The sequence below is a fragment of the Microvirga aerilata genome, assembly GCF_016743775.1.
Taxonomy (GTDB): Bacteria; Pseudomonadota; Alphaproteobacteria; order Rhizobiales; family Beijerinckiaceae; genus Microvirga; species Microvirga aerilata.
Window position 1 is genome coordinate 161,073 of the sequence record NZ_JAEQMY010000003.1, and the last position, 17,585, is coordinate 178,657.

Genomic DNA, 17,585 nt, shown 5'->3' on the forward strand with positions numbered 1-17,585 from the left:
CTAAACAGCGGCTCCTTAAAAAAACTTCAAATCGCGCTAGGGGGCGCCGCCTGTGACCAACGTTCTCGAGAAAGCAAGAAGGCTGTTGACCAGAAGAGGCGTGGCCATCACCGCCGCCATCCTTGCCCTGATCGTCGCGGCCGCCGTGTTCATGGCTCCCCGACTCCTTGCCGAGCCTGTGGCTGAGATCAGCTATTCGGATTTCGCGCGGGAGCTTGCCGAGAAGAAGGTTCAGAAGGTTCTGATCGAGAGTGGCGGACTGTCCGTCTCGACGGGCGAGCGGACCGTGTTCGTTCGCCTGCCCAACGGCCTCGTGAGCGCGGACTATATCGAGCGGATCACGGCTGCCGGCGCAGAGGTGGACTTCAAGAAGCCCGGCTTCGATCCCGCCCACATGGCCAGCATCCTGGTGCCGCTGATCTTGGTTGCGGCCGTGCTCGTCATGCTGGCCATCCAGACCGATTTCAAGCCGACCTCCCGCTGGCCGCGCGTGATCCGAGGCATCCCGAACCGCTTCGACGATGTCGCCGGCCAGAACGAGGCCAAGGCCGAGCTCCAGGAGGTGATCGCCTTCCTGAAGGATTCCGAAGCCTTCACGAAGGTCGGCGCCCGCATCCCCCGCGGCCTCCTGATGGTTGGGCCACCCGGAACGGGCAAGACCCTGATCGCCAAGGCCCTGGCCGGCGAGGCCGGCGTCTCCTTCATGGCCGTGTCGGGAAGCGACTTCTCGGCTCCACTCATCGGTATTGCCAAGGGGCGGGTTTCGAAGCTGTTCGAGCAGGCCCGGAAAAAGGCGCCCTGCCTGATTTTCATCGACGAGATCGATGCCATCGGCCGCAAGCGCGGCGGTGGCGGATCCGCGGCCGACCGGGAGTTCGAGGCGACGCTTAACCAGCTTCTTGTGGAGATGGATGGCTTCAACACCACCGCTGGCGTGATCGTGATCGGGGCTACCAACCGCGTCGACGTGCTCGATCCCGCGCTCCTGCGCCCCGGCCGGTTCGACCGCCAGGTTCACATCGGTCTTCCCGACATCGGCGGCCGTGAGGCGATCCTCAACGTTCACGCCCGGAACGTGAAGCTTGCCGATGGGGTCAATCTGGCATCCATCGCGAAGGGCACGCCCGGATTCTCGGGTGCCGACCTCGGCAACCTCCTGAACGAGGCCGCGATCTTCGCAGCCCGTGAGGGCATGGACGCGGTCACCCGCGAGCATCTGGAAGCGGCCCGCAACAAGATCATCATGGGCCTCGAGCGGCGCTCCCTCGTCGTCTCGGCGGAAGAGCGCAGGCTCGTGGCCGTCCACGAGGCGGGGCATGCCCTGTGCGCTTGCCTGCTGCCCGAATCCGACAAGGTGCACAGCGCCACCATCATTCCCCATGGCCAGGCGCTCGGCCTCGTCATGCGGCTGCCCGACCACGACCGGTTCTGCATTCCGGTGGAGAAGCTGGAGGCCGATCTCATCGTCGCCATGGGCGGACGGGCTGCCGAGGAGGTGGTGTTCGGCCCCAAGAAAGTGACGACGGGGGCAGCCAGCGACATTGCTCACGCCACCAACATCGTGACCCGGATGGTGACCGAGTGGGGCATGAGCCCGGCCATCGGCATGGTACGGATTTCGCGTTCCGGCGAGAGCCTGCCGCGCGAGGTGGAGCAGGAAATCCGCCGCATCATCGAAGAGATGTATGACGCCGCCAAGGCCTGCATCGCAGAGAACCGGGGAGCGCTGGATGCTCTCATTGAAGCGCTCCTGGAGCACGAAACGATCGAGGGTGACGAGGTCCGCCGGATCGTTCTGAGGCAGGAGGCGAGGCTGGCTGCCTGACGGGCAGCCGGTCTCCCGGCTCATTCCCCATCGGTGGCCGAGCTCACCCTGGCAGTGCCGAGGATTATTGAATAAGGTGCCCTGCAAAAGGGGCTCAACCATGAAGCATGTCATTCGCGTCACCGTCGTCATCGGCCTTGGATTGCTGGCGACAGCCTGTGACAAATGCGGGAACTGGAATCTGAACACGCCGCAGCTCTGCCGCGGCACCGCCCCGCAGAGCTGATTTCGGCAGGCACCGGTCGGGAGAAATCCTTGAAGCTCGTTCTTTTCGATGTCGACGGCACCCTGGTCGACAGCCAGAGCATCATCGTCGCGGCGCAGCGGATGACGTTCGAGGCGCATGGGTTGGAGCCGCCGAGCCGGGAGAGGGCGCTGTCCATCGTCGGCCTCTCGCTTACGGAAGCCTTCATGGCTCTGGCGGGGCCGAAAGCGCCCATCGCGCGCTTGGTGGCCGCCTATAAGGATGTCTCCGCTGCCCTGCGCCAGGATCCGGCCCATGCCGAGCGGCTGTTCCTCGGTGCTCGGGAGTGCATCGAGGGGCTCCGGCACCGTGAAGGCGTGCTGCTCGGGATCGCCACCGGCAACACCCAGCGAGGCGTGGCCCGCCTGCTCGACAGCTTTGGGTGGCAAGGGGGCTTCGCAACGATCCAGACGGCGGACGATGCGCCCTCCAAGCCTCATCCGGGCATGATCCTCCAGGCAATGGCCGCGACCGACGTATCTCCCCAAGATACCGTGATGATCGGCGATTCCAGCTTCGACATGGCCATGGCCTGCGCCGCCGGGGTGCTGCCGGTCGGCGTTTCCTGGGGCTTCCAGCCGGTGGCGGCGCTCACCGAGGCCGGTGCTGGACCCATCGTTCATTCCTATGCGGAGCTGGAGACGGTTCTGCAGGATTTTCTCGAAGCTCCCTCGCAGATTTCGGCCTGAGCTCTTATTTGACGCCCATGACAGATTCACGTGACTGGTTCCCGTCTCAGGAGGAACCGAACCCCATGCGTGCGGCTCAGGCCGGCATGAAGCCTGCCCTGCCGAAGCGCTTCTACAAGCAGGCCGGTGTGGAGGAGCGGGACGGCCAGTTCCTGCTCACCCTCGATGGGCGCACCGCAAAGACCCCCACCAAGCAAGTTCTGGCCGTGCCGTCGCGGGGGTTGGCCGAGGCGCTTGCCGAGGAATGGCAGGGGCAAGGGGCCGAGATCGACCCTTCCACCATGCCCATCACCCGCATCGTCAATTCCGCGATCGACGGCGTCGCCCCCCGGCAGGCGGAGGTCGTGGACGATCTCGTCCGCTACGCCGGGTCGGATCTGGTCTACTACCGGGCCAGTGACCCGGAGCGCCTGGCCCAGTCCCAGGACACTGCATGGAACCCTGTTCTCGATTGGGCGAAGGACATCCATGGGGCACGCTTCACCCTGGGCGAAGGCGTCATGCATGTGGCGCAGCCGGATGAAGCGGTTGCGGCCATTCGCAAAGCCATTGAGGGCATCAAGTCCCCCTTTGCCCTTGCGGCCCTGCACGTCATGACCACGCTCTCCGGCTCGGTCCTGATCGCGCTCGCCCATGCCGCGCAGCAGCTCGATGTGGACCAGGCCTGGGCTGCGGCCCATGTGGACGAGCTGTTTCAGGAAAGCGTCTGGGGCCAGGACTACGAGGCCATGGAGCGCCGCCACAGGCGCGAGGCCGATTTCAAGGCGGCCTCGATGCTCTACCGCTTGGCCATTCAATAAAAAAAGCCGCCGATGCAGGAGGCGTCGGCGGCTTTCATGACGAGACCGGCTTTAAGCCCGGTTGAAGGTAATCCCGCATTTCTTCTGGATCGAGGCAGCCTCGATGGCCTGCATCTGTCCCTTCAGGTTGGCGAGTTCCGCAGTCTTGGCATTGTCGCCGCCCACGAAGAAGGCGGCGGGCCAGAAGATGACGACGGCCGCGGTCGTGGCGACCGCATCCTTGGTCCGCTGGGAATCCTGGGCGCCCGCGGCTGAAGCCGCCGCGCTGCTGACCCGCTGAGCTTCGAGGCTCAGTTCCTTGCAGTTGTAGCTCTGATAGGTGGTCAGGGACACATAGGCGGCTCCCACGTCCTCCGAGCGGCTTGCGCAGCCGGCCGCCATGAGCGACACGGACGCGGCAAGAGCCGCGAGTTTATAAGTATTCTTCATCATCAGCCCCTTGAAAACGTTATAACAAGTAACTCCTACCTTGCTGCTCTGCCGATGTGAAGTGTTGTGGAGCACACGCCCATAGTGGGATTTTGAGCGCGGCACGGCTGTGCTAAGCGGGGAGGAACATTTCCCCCGGCATCCAGGGATCCCCAATGAAAGACATGCTCGAACGGCTTGAGGAGCGGCGTGCCCAGGCACGCCTTGGCGGCGGCGAGAAGCGCATCGAGGCGCAGCACGGCCGGGGCAAGCTGACTGCCCGCGAACGCATCGAGCTCCTGCTCGACAAGGGCTCCTTCGAGGAGTTCGACATGTTCGTCGAGCACCGCTCCACCGATTTCGGCATGGACAAGGCCAAGATCCCCGGCGACGGCGTGGTCACCGGCTGGGGCACCGTCAACGGCCGCACGGTCTTCGTCTTCGCCAAGGATTTCACCGTCTTCGGAGGCTCGCTCTCCGAGGCCCACGCCCAGAAGATCACCAAGATCCAGGACATGGCGCTGAAAATGCGGGCCCCCATCATCGGTCTGTTCGATGCCGGCGGTGCCCGAATCCAGGAGGGCGTGGCGGCGCTCGGCGGATACGGCGAGGTGTTCAAGCGAAACGTGATCGCCTCGGGCGTGATCCCGCAGATCTCGGTCATCATGGGCCCATGCGCGGGCGGCGACGTCTATTCGCCCGCTATGACCGACTTCATCTTCATGGTGCGCGACCGCTCCTACATGTTCGTCACCGGCCCCGACGTGGTGAAGACCGTCACCAACGAGACCGTGACCTCTGAGGAACTCGGCGGCGCCAAGGTGCACACCACCAAGTCGTCGGTGGCAGACGGCGCCTATGACAACGACGTGGAGGCGCTGCTCCAGGTGCGCCGCCTCATCGATTTCCTGCCCGCCAACAACATGGACGGGGTGCCGGAGCTTCCAAGCTTCGACGATCCCGCCCGCGTGGACGACAGCCTCGACACCCTGATCCCGGAGAACCCGAACAAGCCCTACGACATGAAGGAGCTGATCCTGAAGGTCGTGGACGAGGCGGATTTCTTCGAGATCCAGGAATCTTACGCGAAAAACATCATCACCGGCTTCGGGCGCATCGAGGGCCGCACGGTTGGGTTCGTGGCCAACCAGCCGATGGTGCTGGCGGGCGTGCTCGATTCGGATGCCTCCCGCAAGGCGGCGCGCTTCGTGCGCTTCTGCGATGCCTTCAACATCCCCATCGTCACCTTCGAGGACGTGCCAGGCTTCCTACCGGGCACCGCGCAGGAATATGGCGGCTTGATCAAGCACGGCGCCAAGCTGCTGTTTGCTTATTCCGAAGCCACCGTTCCGTTGGTCACGGTCATTACGCGAAAGGCCTTCGGCGGCGCCTATGACGTGATGGCCTCGAAGCATATCGGCGGCGATGTGAACTACGCCTGGCCCACCGCCCAGATTGCCGTGATGGGCGCCAAGGGCGCGGTGGAGATCATCTTCCGCCAGGACATCGGCGACCAGGAGAAGATCGCAGCCCGCACCAAGGAATACGAAGACCGCTTCATGTCGCCCTTCGTGGCCGCCGAGCGCGGCTACATCGACGAGGTGATCATGCCGCATTCGACGCGGCGGCGGATTGCGCGGGCCTTGGCGATGCTGCGCCACAAGGAAACCGAGCGGCCTTGGAAGAAGCACGACAACATTCCGCTCTAAGGCACTAAAAAAGCCCCGGCTCTGAACCGGGGCTTCTTTGAAGGGACGTCGTGGCGCTTCTTACTGCGATGCCCCGTTCACCAGTTCCGGCCGCCGCACCGTCTGGAAGACGTAGCGCATGGCATCCGGCAGGAGCTGCTTGAACGTGTCCCAGTTGTGCGCGCCGTCGATGACGCGCAGTTCCGCCGGAATCTTGTTGTCGCGCCAGACCTTGTACAGGTTGGTGGCGTGGTACTCGATCTGAAACTCGTCATGGTCGCCGGAGCTGAAGTGGACCGGCATGCTGATCTTCTTCGCCAGGAAGGCGTCGATGAGAGTCGGATAGTTCAAGGACTTCCAGACCTCGGGATCGTACTGCTCGCCGAACACGCCCACACGGCGGGCCGATGAGGTTTCCGGCGGCTCGGGAACATAGATCGCGGGGCTCACCAGGGCGACCGATGCAAACATCTCCGGGTTCTTGAGGGCAAAGCGCAGCGATCCGTAACCGCCCATGGACACGCCGCCGATCACGCGGCCCATGCGGTCGGTCATGATTCGGAACTTGCTCTCGGCCTCCGGCATCAAGTCCTTGAGGAAAGCCGTCTCCATCGGCTCCTTGCGGTCCACGTACCAGGTGGTCGTGGCAGATGGGAGGATCACGACGGCGGGCGGCATCAGGCCGTCGGCGATAAGCCGGTCGATGGTCCTCTGGGCTTCGCCCTTGGCCACCCACTCGTTCTCGTCGCCGCCATTGCCGTGCAGGAGATACATCACGGGGTAGCGCAGCTTGCCCGTGTCGTAGCCGTCCGGAAGGTAGACGTTGTAGACCCATTCGCGCTTCAGGGTCGGGGACTGGAATTTCTGCGAAACGACGGTGCCCGCATCGGCAGTCCAGGCAGCCATCGTGGCTGCCATCGCGACAGCAATCCTGCTCAAGGCTGGTATTAGTCCCACTGCTTCCTCCCGGTTCCTATGGTTGGGCGATTAAACTTAGTGCTTGGTGACGTTGCGGCAATTGCGCTGCGCAACAACAATGCGAACGGTGGCCGGCAGTCCTCTGACTGACGCAGTCTGCTATCCGGTATCATCCCCGGCGGCCGTTAGGCCGGGAAGGGGATCCACCCACATGCTCAGCGCTATGGTTTTCCTTCCCCTCCGCTGCGCGGCCTGCCGGTAATGACGCTGGGGGCAGGGCTCGTCCACATCGAGTCCCTGCCTCCGAATGTGGCGTCTTGCTTCCTGATCCAGCCCCTTCTACCAAGCTGCCCTATGACCATTTCCTCAACCCGCGCCTGGGTCTCCACCGCCATCCAGATCATCGAGGCGGATTTCAACCGCTCGTCGGACACGCATCTGCTGCAGGTGCCGCTGCCGGCCGTGCCCCGCATTTCGCTTTATCTCAAGGACGAGTCGACCCACCCCTCGGGCAGCCTCAAGCACCGGCTGGCGCGCTCGCTGTTTCTGTATGGCCTGTGCAACGGCTGGATCGGGCTGGACACGACGGTCATTGAGGCATCGAGCGGCTCGACCGCCGTGTCGGAGGCGTATTTCGCCCGTATGCTGGGCCTGCGTTTCATTGCCGTGATGCCGCGTTCGACCTCGGCTGAGAAGATCGCGCAGATCGCCTTCTACGGCGGCGAGAGCCACTTCGTGGATTCGCCGGCCGAAATGTACGCGGAGAGCGCATGCCTCGCCGAGGAATTGGGCGGCCATTACATGGACCAGTTCACCTATGCCGAGCGGGCGACGGACTGGCGCGGCAACAACAACATCGCAGAATCGATCTTCAGCCAGATGGCGCATGAGGAGCATCCGATCCCAAGCTGGATCGTGGTGGGAGCCGGAACCGGCGGCACCTCGGCGACGCTCGGTCGCTATATCCGCTACCGCCGCCTGCCGACGCGCCTGTGTCTTGCCGATCCGGAGGCATCGGTGTTTTACCGGCACCTGGCGGATCGCGCCGTGTGCACGGCTTCCGGGCCGCCCTCGGTGATCGAGGGCATCGGCCGCCCGCGCTGCGAGCCATCCTTCGTGCCGGAGCTGATCGACCGTGCCTACGCTGTGCCCGATGCTGCGAGCATCGCCGCCGCGCGGGTCCTGTCACGCCGCATCGGCCGCTCCTGCGGCGGCTCGACCGGCACCAACCTGTGGGCTGTGGCCCAGGTTATCGGCGACATGGTGAAGAACGGCGAGACGGGCTCTGTCGTAACGCTTCTGTGCGACTCGGGCGAGCGCTATCGCAGCACCCATTTCGACGATGCTTGGCTCGGACAGCGGGGCATCTGCATCAAGTCGGCCGAGGATGCCATGGAGAGGTTCTTCGAGACCGGGGTTCTCAGCACTTCCTAAGACGGAGGGGCTGGGCTGAGCCTGGCCTTGGCTGGCCGGAACTGTCATTCCCGGCGCACGCGGTGCGGCAAGGGAGTCCGTAGCGGTGTGCGGGTGAGTGGATTCCCTTCCCCTTCGCTGACGCTCCGGCCGGGAATGACATTAAAGGCGGAGCAGCGGGGGCAGAACCGGGAGGTCAGCGCCCCGCTGTCATCCACGGCGAGCGAAGGGAGGGAAGGGGATCCACTCACCCGCTCAGCAGATGGCCTCCCCTCAACTGCGTCTTACCGGGAATAACGATCCTGAACCCGCAACGTCATGGCCGCACTTGTTGTGGCCGTGCACACTTTCATCAGCCGTTTCATCGGCCGCCGAACCATCTCACCAGCAGTTGCAGATCCGTCTGGGACAACCCGTGTCCCGTCGGCAGGACCTGGTGCTGCACCTCGGCGCCGAATGCCGACAGGGACGCTGCCAACTGCGCGGAGTTCTCAGCCGGGATGATCGGGTCCATGGCGCCTGAGATCATCAGCACCCGCTTGCCGGCGAGATCCGCCTGCGGAGCCTCGGACAGGGGCACCATCGCCCGCAGCAGGGCCGCGCCCGTCAATGCCTCCGGGCGCAGCATCATCATGGCGGCGGCGATGTTGGCCCCGTTGGAGAAGCCCACCGCGACCGGGGCCTCGAGCCCATAGGCTTGGCGGGCCTGCGCGACGAAGTCCGCGAGTTCGCCGGCGCGGAGCTTCACGTCCTCCTCGTCGAACACCCCCTCCGCCAGGCGGCGGAAGAAGCGCGGCATGCCGTTCTCCAGGATCTTCCCGCGCGGGGAGAGCAGGGCGGCGCCGGGGGAAATCATGCGGCCGAGGCCCAGCAGGTCGTTTTCGTCGCCACCGGTGCCATGAAGCAGCAGGAGCGGCGGACGCCCGGTTTCGGTGGCGGGCTCATAGCGGTGGATAAAGGACAGTTCGGTCATGGTTGTCTCCTGTCCCTCTCCCCTTCTTGGGAGAGGGTGGCGAACGGAATGAGCCGGGAGAGGAGGAGGCGTCAGACGAGCTCTCCCTCTCCCGATCTGCTTTGCAGGTGACCCTCTCCCGTGGAGGGCAGAGGGCTTCTATGCCAGTTCCGGCAGGTGGGCCTCGATCTCGCGGCGCCGGGGCTCCAGGAAGGCTGGCAGCTTCAGCTCCGCACCCAGTTGATCCTGTGCCTCGTCGGCCGCGAAGCCTGGCTCATCGGTGGCGATCTCGAACAGGATGCCGCCCGGCTCGCGGAAGTAGACGGACCGGAAGTAGTTGCGGTCCTTCTGCTCCGTCGGATGAAGGCCGTGATTCTCGGCAAGCTTCCTCACCATCTCGGCCTGATCGGCATCGTCAGAGGCGCGGAAGGCCACGTGATGAACGGAGCCGCCGCCCATGCGGCCCGGCAGGAACCCGCCGGCGCTGCGGATGACCACCGTGCTGCCCATGACCGCATCGCTCTTGTAGCGGACGAGGGAGCCGTCGCGGGCCGTCTCGCGAAAGCCGAAGACGTCGGTCAGGATCGCGCCCGTCAGCTCGCCGTTCTCGACGAGGAGCGTCACGCCCTCCAGACCCCGGATGGCATGTTCGGCCGGGATGTCGCCCGCAGCCCACGCGGCTTCGGAATCGGCTCCCGGGATGCCGACGAGCGCGAGACTCGTCCCGTGCGGATCCTTGAAGGTCAGGACGCTCTGGCCGAACCGCTTCTCCACGGTGCCGTGCTCGACGCCCTGCTCGATGAACCGATGAGCCCAGTAGCCCAGAGCCCCTTCGGGCACCCGAAAGGCCGTTTCCTGGGTCGAACCGATGCCGTTCCGTCCGGGTGCCACATGCTCCCAGGGAAAGAAGGTGAGGATCGAGCCCGGCTGGCCGAGGCTGTCGCCGAAGTAGAGGTGATAGGTGCCGGGATCGTCGAAGTTGACGGTCTTCTTGACGAGACGCAGGCCAAGGACGCGGGTGTAGAAATCGAGGTTGCGGCGGGCTGGGCCTGCGATGGCGGTGACGTGATGAATGCCGTGGTGCCGCATGGCGGTGTTCCTTAACAGGCAGGCGCGGTTTGCGCTGCTCGGCTTAGGACATAAGTACCACGAGGAGGCGGTGAAGGGCGGAAAGGGCGACCTTGCGCGATTGCAAAGCTCCGGGAGCCTCACCGGCAAAGCCGCACGATTCCTGGAGAATCCGCAGCGGCAAGATTCCAGCAACCAAAGAGTCTCAACAACGCTTAACCTCAACGGCGATTCAGCATGTCGCGTTAACGGTTTAGGCCTGCCGGGCGTGTGAAGTTCATCCTCATTCAAGTGATCAACCGGCCTTGAGCAAAAGAGAAGCCGGGGGGAGTCAAACGGATGTTGAACGACAGGCTTCGCGATTTCATCGACAGTGTTGCCGAGACCGGCCGCGTGTCGGATGCGGACGTGACAAAGCTCCAGGAGGACATCCTAAAGGGCGGCATCGCCAGCCGCATCGAGGTCGAGTCCCTGCTGGCCCTCGACCGTGCGGTCGAAGCGGCCGAGAGCTGGGGCAGGGTTCTGACCAAGCTCGTGGTCGATTTCATCGTCTGGAACCGGGCTCCTCAAGGAGCGGTCAGCGGCGACGATGCCCTGTGGCTTTCCACCGTTCTCGAGATCAGCGGCCCCTCTCCGAATGCCATGAACATCGCCTACGGGATCCTCGATGCGGCGGGTCACGTGGATGTGGCGCTGCTCGATTTCATCATGCGCGGACGCCAACAGGCGAGGCTCTCCCAGATGGCCGCCTGAAGGCCGTTCTCATCTAGCGCTAAATGCTGAAGCTGGCCCCGCTTCCCGAATGCGCCGATGTGCAGTAACGGAGGTGGGGCTAACTTTTTGTTGAGCGCATTGTTCTGAGCGGAAAATCAGGGCCACTTTCCACTAACGTGGCCCTCTGGATCCGCACGATGCGCCGTAGGGCGGAGCGTTCGAGGGTTCATGTTCGATAAGATCCTGATTGCCAACCGGGGCGAGATCGCGTGCCGGGTCATCAAGACCGCCCGGCGCATGGGCATCAAGACGGTTGCCGTCTATTCCGATGCGGACCGGGATGCCCTTCATGTGGAGATGGCCGACGAGGCCGTCCATATCGGCCCGGCAGCCGCGGCTCAATCCTATCTGGTGATCGAGAAGATCATCGAGGCCTGTAAGGCCACCGGCGCCCAGGCGGTCCATCCGGGCTACGGCTTCCTGTCCGAGCGCGAGGCCTTCCCGAAGGCGCTGGCCGAGGCCGGCATCGTCTTCATCGGCCCGAATCCTGGCGCCATCGCGGCCATGGGCGACAAGATCGAGTCCAAGAAGGCTGCAGCCGCCGCGAAAGTCTCCACCGTGCCGGGCTATCTCGGCGTCATCGAGGGCCCGGAGCAGGCGGTCACCATCGCCGACGAGATCGGCTATCCGGTGATGATCAAGGCCTCCGCCGGCGGCGGCGGCAAGGGCATGCGCATCGCCTACTCCTCCGACGAGGTGGCCGAGGGCTTCGCCCGCGCCACGTCTGAGGCGGCTTCCTCCTTCGGCGACAGCCGCGTCTTCATCGAAAAGTTCATTACCGATCCGCGCCACATCGAGATCCAAGTGCTCGGCGACAAGCACGGCAATGTCATCTATCTGGGCGAGCGCGAGTGCTCGATCCAGCGCCGCAACCAGAAGGTCATCGAGGAGGCGCCATCCCCGCTCCTCGACGAGGCCACCCGCCGTCTCATGGGCGAGCAGGCCGTGGCGCTGGCCAAGGCCGTGGGCTACGACTCCGCAGGCACCGTGGAGTTCGTGGCGGGCCAGGACAAGTCCTTCTACTTCCTCGAAATGAACACCCGCCTCCAGGTGGAGCATCCGGTCACCGAGATGATCACCGGCATCGACCTTGTCGAGGAGATGATCCGGGTGGCCGCCGGCGAGCGGCTGCGGATGACCCAAGCTGACGTGAAGCTCACCGGCTGGTCCGTGGAAAGCCGCATCTACGCGGAAGACCCGGTGCGCAACTTCCTGCCGTCCACCGGCCGCCTCGTCACCTACCGCCCCCCGCAGGAAGGCGAGCAGGACGGCGTCACGGTTCGCAACGACACAGGCGTCTATGAGGGCGGCGAGATCTCGATCTACTACGATCCGATGATCGCCAAGCTGGTCACGCATGCGCCGACCCGCCTTCAGGCCATCGAGGCTCAGGCGACGGCGCTCGACGCCTTCGCCATCGAGGGCATCCGCCACAACATCCCGTTCCTTTCGGCCCTGATGCAGCATCCGCGCTGGCAGTCCGGCCAGCTCTCCACGGGCTTCATCACCGAGGAGTTCCCGCACGGCTTCAAGGCGCCTGCGCCGGAGGGAGAGGTGGCGCTTCGCATGGCGGCGGTGGGGGCTGCCATCGATCACCTGCTCAACGAGCGCAAGCGGCACATCTCGGGTCAGATGAGGCCTGCCTCCAGCGTGCGCTTCGAGCGCGAGCGCGTGGTGCTCCTCGGCCAGGCGCGCCATGAGGCAACGGTCGAGGACATCGACGGCGGCTTTGCGGTGGTCATCGCCGGCCAGGCTTGGCCGATCGTCTCCGGCTGGACGCCCGGTCAGCCGGTCTGGACCGGCACGGTGGGTGGCGAGCCCGTCGCCGTGCAGGTGCGGCCCATCCTGAACGGGGTGGTGCTGTCCCATGCGGGCGCATCCGCCGAGGTGCGCGTCTACACGAAGCGCGAGGCGGAACTCGCCGCGTTGATGCCGGAGCGGCTGGAGGCCGACACGGGCAAGCAGCTCCTTTGCCCGATGCCGGGCCTGGTGAAGGCGATCAGCGTTGCCCAGGGCCAGGAGGTGAAGGCGGGCGAGCCGCTCTGCATCGTGGAGGCGATGAAGATGGAGAACGTGTTGCGCGCGGAGCGCGACGGCACCATCTCAAAGATCCACGCCAAGGAGGGCGACAGCCTTGCCGTGGATGCCGTCATCCTGGAGTTCGCATAGGTTGAGGCGTTAGCCGATGCCCCTTTATTTCGCCTATGGGTCCAACATGGATCAGGCCGCCATGCTCCAGCGCTGCCCAGCCTCGAAGGCGGTTGGGATCGCGCGGCTCATGCGGCACCGCTTCATGATCTTCGATGAGGGCTATGCGTCCGTGGTGCGGGATCCGCACCGCGTCGTCTGGGGCATGGTATGGGATCTCGCCCTGGCGGACGTTCCGGCGCTCGACCGATATGAGAGCCTCTCGAACGGCCTTTACACCAAGGTCGTCCAGCCCGTCGTGACGGCAAAGGGGCCGCGCCGCGCCGTGGTCTATATCGGGCGAAGCGCCAAGCCGGGAACGCCTCTTCCCGGCTACATGGAAGGGGTGGTGGAAGCCGCCACGCATGCGGGCCTGCCGGATGACTACATCCGCAGCCTCGGCACCTGGCTGCCCAAGCTGCAAACCTCCGCCCCGGCGCCACAACAGCCGAAGGTCCGTCCACTCTGGAGCGCGCCATCGGGCACGGTCCGCAGAGCTCGCTGAGGGCACGTTTTCCTAGCCCAAGAACCTTTGCCGTATGCGCGCGTTGAATCGCCGTAATGCGTATGAGGTTCGGTAATGAACACGAAAACCCATTCGATTTGGAAAGGCTATGGCTTCGCCTGGGTAACCCTCGGCTTCTTCTTGATTTCCTTTGTCGGCCACTGGCTCTTCGGCTGGTTTGCCTATGTGAGCGAGCAACAGGCACACGCTCAGCCGATCCAGGTTTCCGACTATCTCGTCGAGATGTCCCGGGATACCTTCGAGAACTGGCAGTCCGAGTTCCTGCAGCTGCTCTGGCAGGTGGGCGGGCTCGCGATCCTTCTTTATGTCGGCTCGCCCCAATCCAAGGAGGGCGATGACCGGATGGAAGCCAAGATCGACGAGATCCTGCGCAAGGTGGATCCCCAGAATGCGGAGCGCATTATCCAGACGCTCGATGACGATTATGCCGGGCGCCACACCGATGCCCGCCACGCGCACCGCTGAGGGACGATGACTGAGAGCCGAACCGTTCACGTTCTCATCCATGGACGCGTCCAGGGCGTGGGCTTCCGCGCCTGGACGCAGCATCAGGCCGAGCTGCATGGGCTGAAAGGCTGGGTGCGCAACCGGCGTGACGGCTCGGTCGAGGCCGTTTTCTCCGGCCCTGAGGACCTGGTGGAGGCCACCCTCAAGGCATGCGGGCAAGGACCCCGGGGATCCGTGGTGGAGCGGATCGAGCGGGTCGATGGCGGCCGGGAGGCCGCAGGCCCCTTCGAGCGCTTCGAGGTTCGCGCAACCGGCTAGCCTTTTGCCTCTGGGGTCGCGACCGGACCGCCCTGGTTCTTCCAGGCCGTGAAGCCACCCTCCACATGGGCGACGGGCTTCAGCCCCATATCCTGCGCCGTCGCCGCCGACAGAGCCGAGCGCCAGCCTGCGGCGCAGAAGAACACGAAGGTTTTGTCCTGGGCAAAGACGGGCTTGTGGTAGGGGCTGTCCGGGTCGATCCAGAATTCCAGCATCCCCCGGGGGCAATGCACGGCGCCGGGGATGCGGCCCTCGCGATCCAATTCCCGCGGATCGCGCAGGTCCACGAAGACCACATCCTCGCTGCCATGCAAGGCCATGGCCTCGGCGACGGGGAGCGTCCTGATCTTTGCGCTGGCCTCGTCGAGCAATGTCTTGTAGCCGCGTGTGATGGTTTGAGGCATGGCGGGCTGCTTCCCCTTTGATGCTCCGAACAAACTGGGCATGATGGCGGCAGAGTCAACCGGAGACGAAGAGTGCTGGGTTTCACCAATCTCGACTACGCCGCCTTCGTGTTCTTTCTCATGGCCTGGTTCGGCTATCACGCCGCCGTCGAGCTCACACCTGCGGGCCAGAAGAGCCTGAACAAGGTGATGAATCAGTACCGCTATCGCTGGATGGAGCAGATGGTGGTGCGTGAGAACCGGATCGTCGACACTACGATCCTGACCTCGCTCATGAACGGCACCGCCTTCTTCGCCTCCACCTCGCTGATCGCCATCGGCGGCGTGCTGGCGCTCCTGCGGTCCACCGATGCGGTTCTGCCGGTGTTTGCCGATCTGCCCTTCGGCGAGCCGCCGACGCGGCTGGCCTGGGACATCAAGGTGGTGGGGCTGGCGGTGATCTTCGTCTATGCTTTCTTCAAGTTCGCTTGGTCGTACCGGCTCTTCAACTACATGGCGATCATCGTCGGCGCCGTTCCGGTGCTGAAGGAAAGCAGCCGCGAGGAGGGGCTTGCGGTGGCGCGCCAGGCCGCCGCGATGAACGCCGTGGCCGGCAAGCATTTCAACCGAGGCCAGCGGGCCTTCTTCTTCTCGCTTGCCTATCTCGGCTGGTTCATCAGCGCCTATCTGTTCATGGGCGCAACGGCCGGCGTTCTTCTGGTGATGTGGCGACGGCAGTTCGCCTCCGATGCCCTGGATGCAGCAGCGAGGCAGGCCAATGTCTAAGACCTTGAACCCGGAAGAACTGGAGGCCGCCATGCTCGCCCTCCTGGAAGAGCGCGGCCCCGGCAAGACCATCGGCCCGGCGGATGTGGCCCAGGCCATCGGCGGCAACCAGCCGGAAGGGTGGGGGCCCTTGATGCAGCCGGTGCGCAAGGTGGCCGTGCGCCTTATGAAGGAGGGGCGCATCGTGATCCTGCGGAAAGGACGCCCGGTGGACCCGGACGATTTCAGAGGCACCTACCGGCTTGCGATGCCGCCTGCTTGAGACGCCTGAGGACCTGGAAACAGCTCGCTTGTGCGTCCTGTCAGGCGATAACCGATGAGGCCCGCCCATTCCTTCGTCCCGATGTCGAGCCGGCGCAGCCCTTCCGAGATGAAGGCGAAGGGACGATGCGTTCTGGAACCGCCCGCGGTGCGAAAATCCACCGGATAGGGCGCGGTCGTGAACTCCGCCTTTCGGAACACGCCGACCGCGCGCGGCATGTGCCAGGCGGATGTGACGAGAAGCCAGCGCTCGCCCTCCCGGGGCTTTGCCAGCTCGCGCGAAAAGGTTGCGTTTTCCGCAGTCGTCCGGGAGCGGTCTTCCACCAGGATGCGGGCGGGATCGATCCCGATGCTCTTGAAGTAGCCTGCGATGACGGGAGCCTCGGCTGCGCCATCGCCGAAGACCGTTCCGCCCCCGCCCGAGATCAGGATGCGGGCAGTCGGATAGCGATGGGCAAGCTGGATCGTATCGAGCACGCGCTCGGCCGATTCATTGGCCACGAGACGGCCTCGGGCCGCCGAATCTGAGGCTTCCACGGAGCCGCCGAGCAGGATGATCCCGTCCACCGGCTTGCCGTCGTCCCGGAAGGGAGGGAAGCGCTCCTCCAGCGGCAGCAGGATGTAGCTGGCAAGAGGGAGCAGGCCCAGGGCGATGGTGGCGAGCGTGAAGACCAGGCTCACGCCGATGCCGAACGTCCGCAGCCTCCTGAAACAGGCCAAGGCCAGCCCCAGAAGGATGAGGCTGATCAGAAGGTTGGATGGCGTGGCGAAGAACCACGCGATTTTCGAGACGTAGTAGAACACCCGCCATCCTCGTTGTTGATGCCTTCGCTGAACATCACTTCCACCGTCATCACCGGCCCTGTGCCGGTGATCCCGATCGGAAGAGCTCGTCGGTTCATAGGATCGGGATGGCCGGGACAGGCCCGGCCATGACGTGCAAAGGTTTTCTGTGAAGCGCTACCGATTCAAGACTTGTTCAGCTCGGCCTCGTAGCGGGCCTTGGTCTCGGCATTGGGCGGATACAGGCCGGGGAGGGGAACGCCCTTCTCCACCTCGCGCATGACCCATAGCTCGTAGTGTTCCTGCGCCACGGCGGCCTTGGCGACCTCTTCCACCATGGCGGCCGGGATCACCACGACGCCGTCCCGGTCGGCGACGATCACGTCATCCGGGAAGATGGCGACGCCGCCGCAGCCGATGGGCTCCTGCCAGCCCACGAAGGTGAGGCCAGCCACTGACGGAGGGGCGGCGACGCCCGCGCACCAGACCGGCAGGTTCGTGCCTTCCACGCCCACCGCATCGCGCACCACGCCGTCCGTGATCAAGGCGGCCACGCCCCGCTTCTTCATGCGGGCGGTGAGGATGTCGCCGAACACGCCGGCATCGGTGACGCCCATGGAGTCGATCACGGCGATGCAGCCTTCCGGCATGTCCTCGATGGCCGCGCGGGTGGAGATCGGGGAAGCCCAGGATTCCGGGGTGGCCAAATCCTCACGAGCGGGCACGAAGCGCAGGGTGAAGGCGCGACCCACCATCTTTTCCGTGGCGTTGAAGGCGGGCATCGGCCCCTTCATCCAGCAGCGGCGGATACCCTTCTTCAGCAGCACGGTGGTGATCGTGGCGGTGGAGGCGGCCCGCAGGGCGTCGGCGATGGCTTTGTCGAGGGTCATGGGGGGTTCCTGACGTTGAGATAGGCTTTCATAGCGGGCCATACCCTCGAGCGCCACCGCAACGAAAGCCGTTCAACCCAGACCTATTGGCATCTCTATGAATTCGTTCCTCACTGTAAACAGTCCTTCAAGGGCGGGAAGGCCTTGTGCGTCCGGGGCTGCCGGACAGACGAACGGCCGGATCTGTGCCCGGCCGTTCTCGAAAAGGTCGATTGCGACTTGATG

The 17,585-nt window shown here is 64.7% G+C and carries 20 protein-coding genes and 1 pseudogene; 14 read left to right on the forward strand and 7 right to left on the reverse strand.

What is annotated here, in order from left to right; translation table 11 throughout:
- The first annotated feature begins 100 nt into the window (after positions 1 to 100).
- From ftsH to JKG68_RS03710, 4 genes are all read left to right on the forward strand, one after another.
- Positions 101 to 1,825: an ATP-dependent zinc metalloprotease FtsH gene (gene ftsH / locus JKG68_RS03700; RefSeq protein WP_312890723.1), complete on the forward strand. Its 1,725-nt coding sequence runs from the start codon at positions 101 to 103 to the stop codon at positions 1,823 to 1,825.
- Between the two features lie 100 nt (positions 1,826 to 1,925).
- On the forward strand, positions 1,926 to 2,051 hold the full coding sequence (locus JKG68_RS34185; protein WP_281399061.1) for a hypothetical protein: 126 nt from the start codon (positions 1,926 to 1,928) through the stop codon (positions 2,049 to 2,051).
- A 29-nt stretch (positions 2,052 to 2,080) separates the two neighbouring features.
- Positions 2,081 to 2,758 (forward strand): HAD-IA family hydrolase, encoded by a 678-nt coding sequence (locus JKG68_RS03705; protein ID WP_202055950.1) that lies wholly within the window; start codon positions 2,081 to 2,083, stop codon positions 2,756 to 2,758.
- A 65-nt stretch (positions 2,759 to 2,823) separates the two neighbouring features.
- A complete protein-coding gene (locus JKG68_RS03710) occupies positions 2,824 to 3,558 on the forward strand; it encodes an ATP12 family chaperone protein (RefSeq protein ID WP_246515050.1) in 735 nt (244 codons plus the stop codon).
- 51 nt (positions 3,559 to 3,609) lie between these two features.
- Here JKG68_RS03710 and JKG68_RS03715 read toward each other — a convergent pair whose 3' ends face one another.
- Complete coding sequence (locus tag JKG68_RS03715; RefSeq protein WP_312890724.1) at positions 3,610 to 3,990, reverse strand: hypothetical protein; 381 nt, start codon at positions 3,988 to 3,990, stop codon at positions 3,610 to 3,612.
- A gap of 152 nt (positions 3,991 to 4,142) precedes the next feature.
- Between JKG68_RS03715 and JKG68_RS03720 the strand changes: the two genes are divergently transcribed.
- Positions 4,143 to 5,675, forward strand: a complete 1,533-nt coding sequence (locus tag JKG68_RS03720; protein ID WP_202055952.1) for an acyl-CoA carboxylase subunit beta — start codon at positions 4,143 to 4,145, stop codon at positions 5,673 to 5,675.
- 60 nt (positions 5,676 to 5,735) lie between these two features.
- On the opposite strand, the gene JKG68_RS03725 is transcribed toward JKG68_RS03720, so the two are convergent.
- A complete protein-coding gene (locus JKG68_RS03725; RefSeq protein ID WP_202055953.1) occupies positions 5,736 to 6,572 on the reverse strand; it encodes an alpha/beta hydrolase in 837 nt (278 codons plus the stop codon).
- Positions 6,573 to 6,926: 354 nt separating this feature from the next.
- Between JKG68_RS03725 and JKG68_RS03730 the strand changes: the two genes are divergently transcribed.
- Complete coding sequence (locus JKG68_RS03730; RefSeq protein ID WP_202055954.1) at positions 6,927 to 8,006, forward strand: PLP-dependent cysteine synthase family protein; 1,080 nt, start codon at positions 6,927 to 6,929, stop codon at positions 8,004 to 8,006.
- 340 nt (positions 8,007 to 8,346) lie between these two features.
- On the opposite strand, the gene JKG68_RS03735 is transcribed toward JKG68_RS03730, so the two are convergent.
- A complete protein-coding gene (locus tag JKG68_RS03735) occupies positions 8,347 to 8,958 on the reverse strand; it encodes an alpha/beta hydrolase (protein ID WP_202055955.1) in 612 nt (203 codons plus the stop codon).
- A 138-nt stretch (positions 8,959 to 9,096) separates the two neighbouring features.
- Positions 9,097 to 10,026, reverse strand: coding sequence for a ring-cleaving dioxygenase (locus JKG68_RS03740; protein WP_202055956.1), 930 nt, complete (start codon positions 10,024 to 10,026; stop codon positions 9,097 to 9,099).
- On the opposite strand from JKG68_RS03740, the gene JKG68_RS03745 reads away from it, so the two are divergent.
- The 6 genes and pseudogenes from JKG68_RS03745 (at position 10,025) to JKG68_RS03770 (ending at position 14,257) form a co-directional block, all read left to right on the forward strand.
- Positions 10,025 to 10,279 carry a hypothetical protein gene (locus JKG68_RS03745; protein ID WP_202055957.1) on the forward strand — a complete coding sequence of 85 codons (255 nt, stop codon included), beginning with the start codon at positions 10,025 to 10,027 and terminating at the stop codon, positions 10,277 to 10,279. The genes JKG68_RS03740 and JKG68_RS03745 overlap by 2 nt on opposite strands.
- A 65-nt stretch (positions 10,280 to 10,344) precedes the next feature.
- Positions 10,345 to 10,758 carry a hypothetical protein gene (locus JKG68_RS03750; protein WP_202055958.1) on the forward strand — a complete coding sequence of 138 codons (414 nt, stop codon included), beginning with the start codon at positions 10,345 to 10,347 and terminating at the stop codon, positions 10,756 to 10,758.
- Positions 10,759 to 10,947: 189 nt separating this feature from the next.
- Positions 10,948 to 12,948 (forward strand): acetyl-CoA carboxylase biotin carboxylase subunit, encoded by a 2,001-nt coding sequence (locus JKG68_RS03755; RefSeq protein ID WP_202055961.1) that lies wholly within the window; start codon positions 10,948 to 10,950, stop codon positions 12,946 to 12,948.
- Between the two features lie 16 nt (positions 12,949 to 12,964).
- Positions 12,965 to 13,375, forward strand: a pseudogene (locus JKG68_RS03760) (gamma-glutamylcyclotransferase family protein); the annotation flags it as partial.
- 171 nt (positions 13,376 to 13,546) lie between these two features.
- Complete coding sequence (locus tag JKG68_RS03765) at positions 13,547 to 13,957, forward strand: DUF6766 family protein (RefSeq protein WP_202055963.1); 411 nt, start codon at positions 13,547 to 13,549, stop codon at positions 13,955 to 13,957.
- Between the two features lie 6 nt (positions 13,958 to 13,963).
- Positions 13,964 to 14,257: an acylphosphatase gene (locus tag JKG68_RS03770; protein ID WP_202055964.1), complete on the forward strand. Its 294-nt coding sequence runs from the start codon at positions 13,964 to 13,966 to the stop codon at positions 14,255 to 14,257.
- Here JKG68_RS03770 and JKG68_RS03775 read toward each other — a convergent pair.
- On the reverse strand, positions 14,254 to 14,661 hold the full coding sequence (locus JKG68_RS03775) for a rhodanese-like domain-containing protein (protein ID WP_202055965.1): 408 nt from the start codon (positions 14,659 to 14,661) through the stop codon (positions 14,254 to 14,256). The two genes, JKG68_RS03770 and JKG68_RS03775, sit on opposite strands and share 4 nt — an antisense overlap.
- 72 nt (positions 14,662 to 14,733) lie before the next feature.
- On the opposite strand from JKG68_RS03775, the gene JKG68_RS03780 reads away from it, so the two are divergent.
- Complete coding sequence (locus tag JKG68_RS03780; RefSeq protein WP_312890725.1) at positions 14,734 to 15,426, forward strand: DUF599 domain-containing protein; 693 nt, start codon at positions 14,734 to 14,736, stop codon at positions 15,424 to 15,426.
- Entirely contained in the window at positions 15,419 to 15,688 is a 270-nt protein-coding gene (locus JKG68_RS03785; protein ID WP_202055966.1) for a DUF3253 domain-containing protein, read from the forward strand. The genes JKG68_RS03780 and JKG68_RS03785 overlap by 8 nt, the downstream gene beginning before the upstream one ends.
- Here JKG68_RS03785 and JKG68_RS03790 read toward each other — a convergent pair.
- Both JKG68_RS03790 and JKG68_RS03795 read right to left on the reverse strand, forming a co-directional pair.
- Positions 15,661 to 16,491 (reverse strand): YdcF family protein, encoded by an 831-nt coding sequence (locus tag JKG68_RS03790; RefSeq protein WP_202055968.1) that lies wholly within the window; start codon positions 16,489 to 16,491, stop codon positions 15,661 to 15,663. The two genes, JKG68_RS03785 and JKG68_RS03790, sit on opposite strands and share 28 nt — an antisense overlap.
- 164 nt (positions 16,492 to 16,655) lie before the next feature.
- Positions 16,656 to 17,360 carry a ribonuclease activity regulator RraA gene (locus JKG68_RS03795; RefSeq protein ID WP_202055969.1) on the reverse strand — a complete coding sequence of 235 codons (705 nt, stop codon included), beginning with the start codon at positions 17,358 to 17,360 and terminating at the stop codon, positions 16,656 to 16,658.
- Between the last annotated feature and the right edge of the window lie 225 nt (positions 17,361 to 17,585).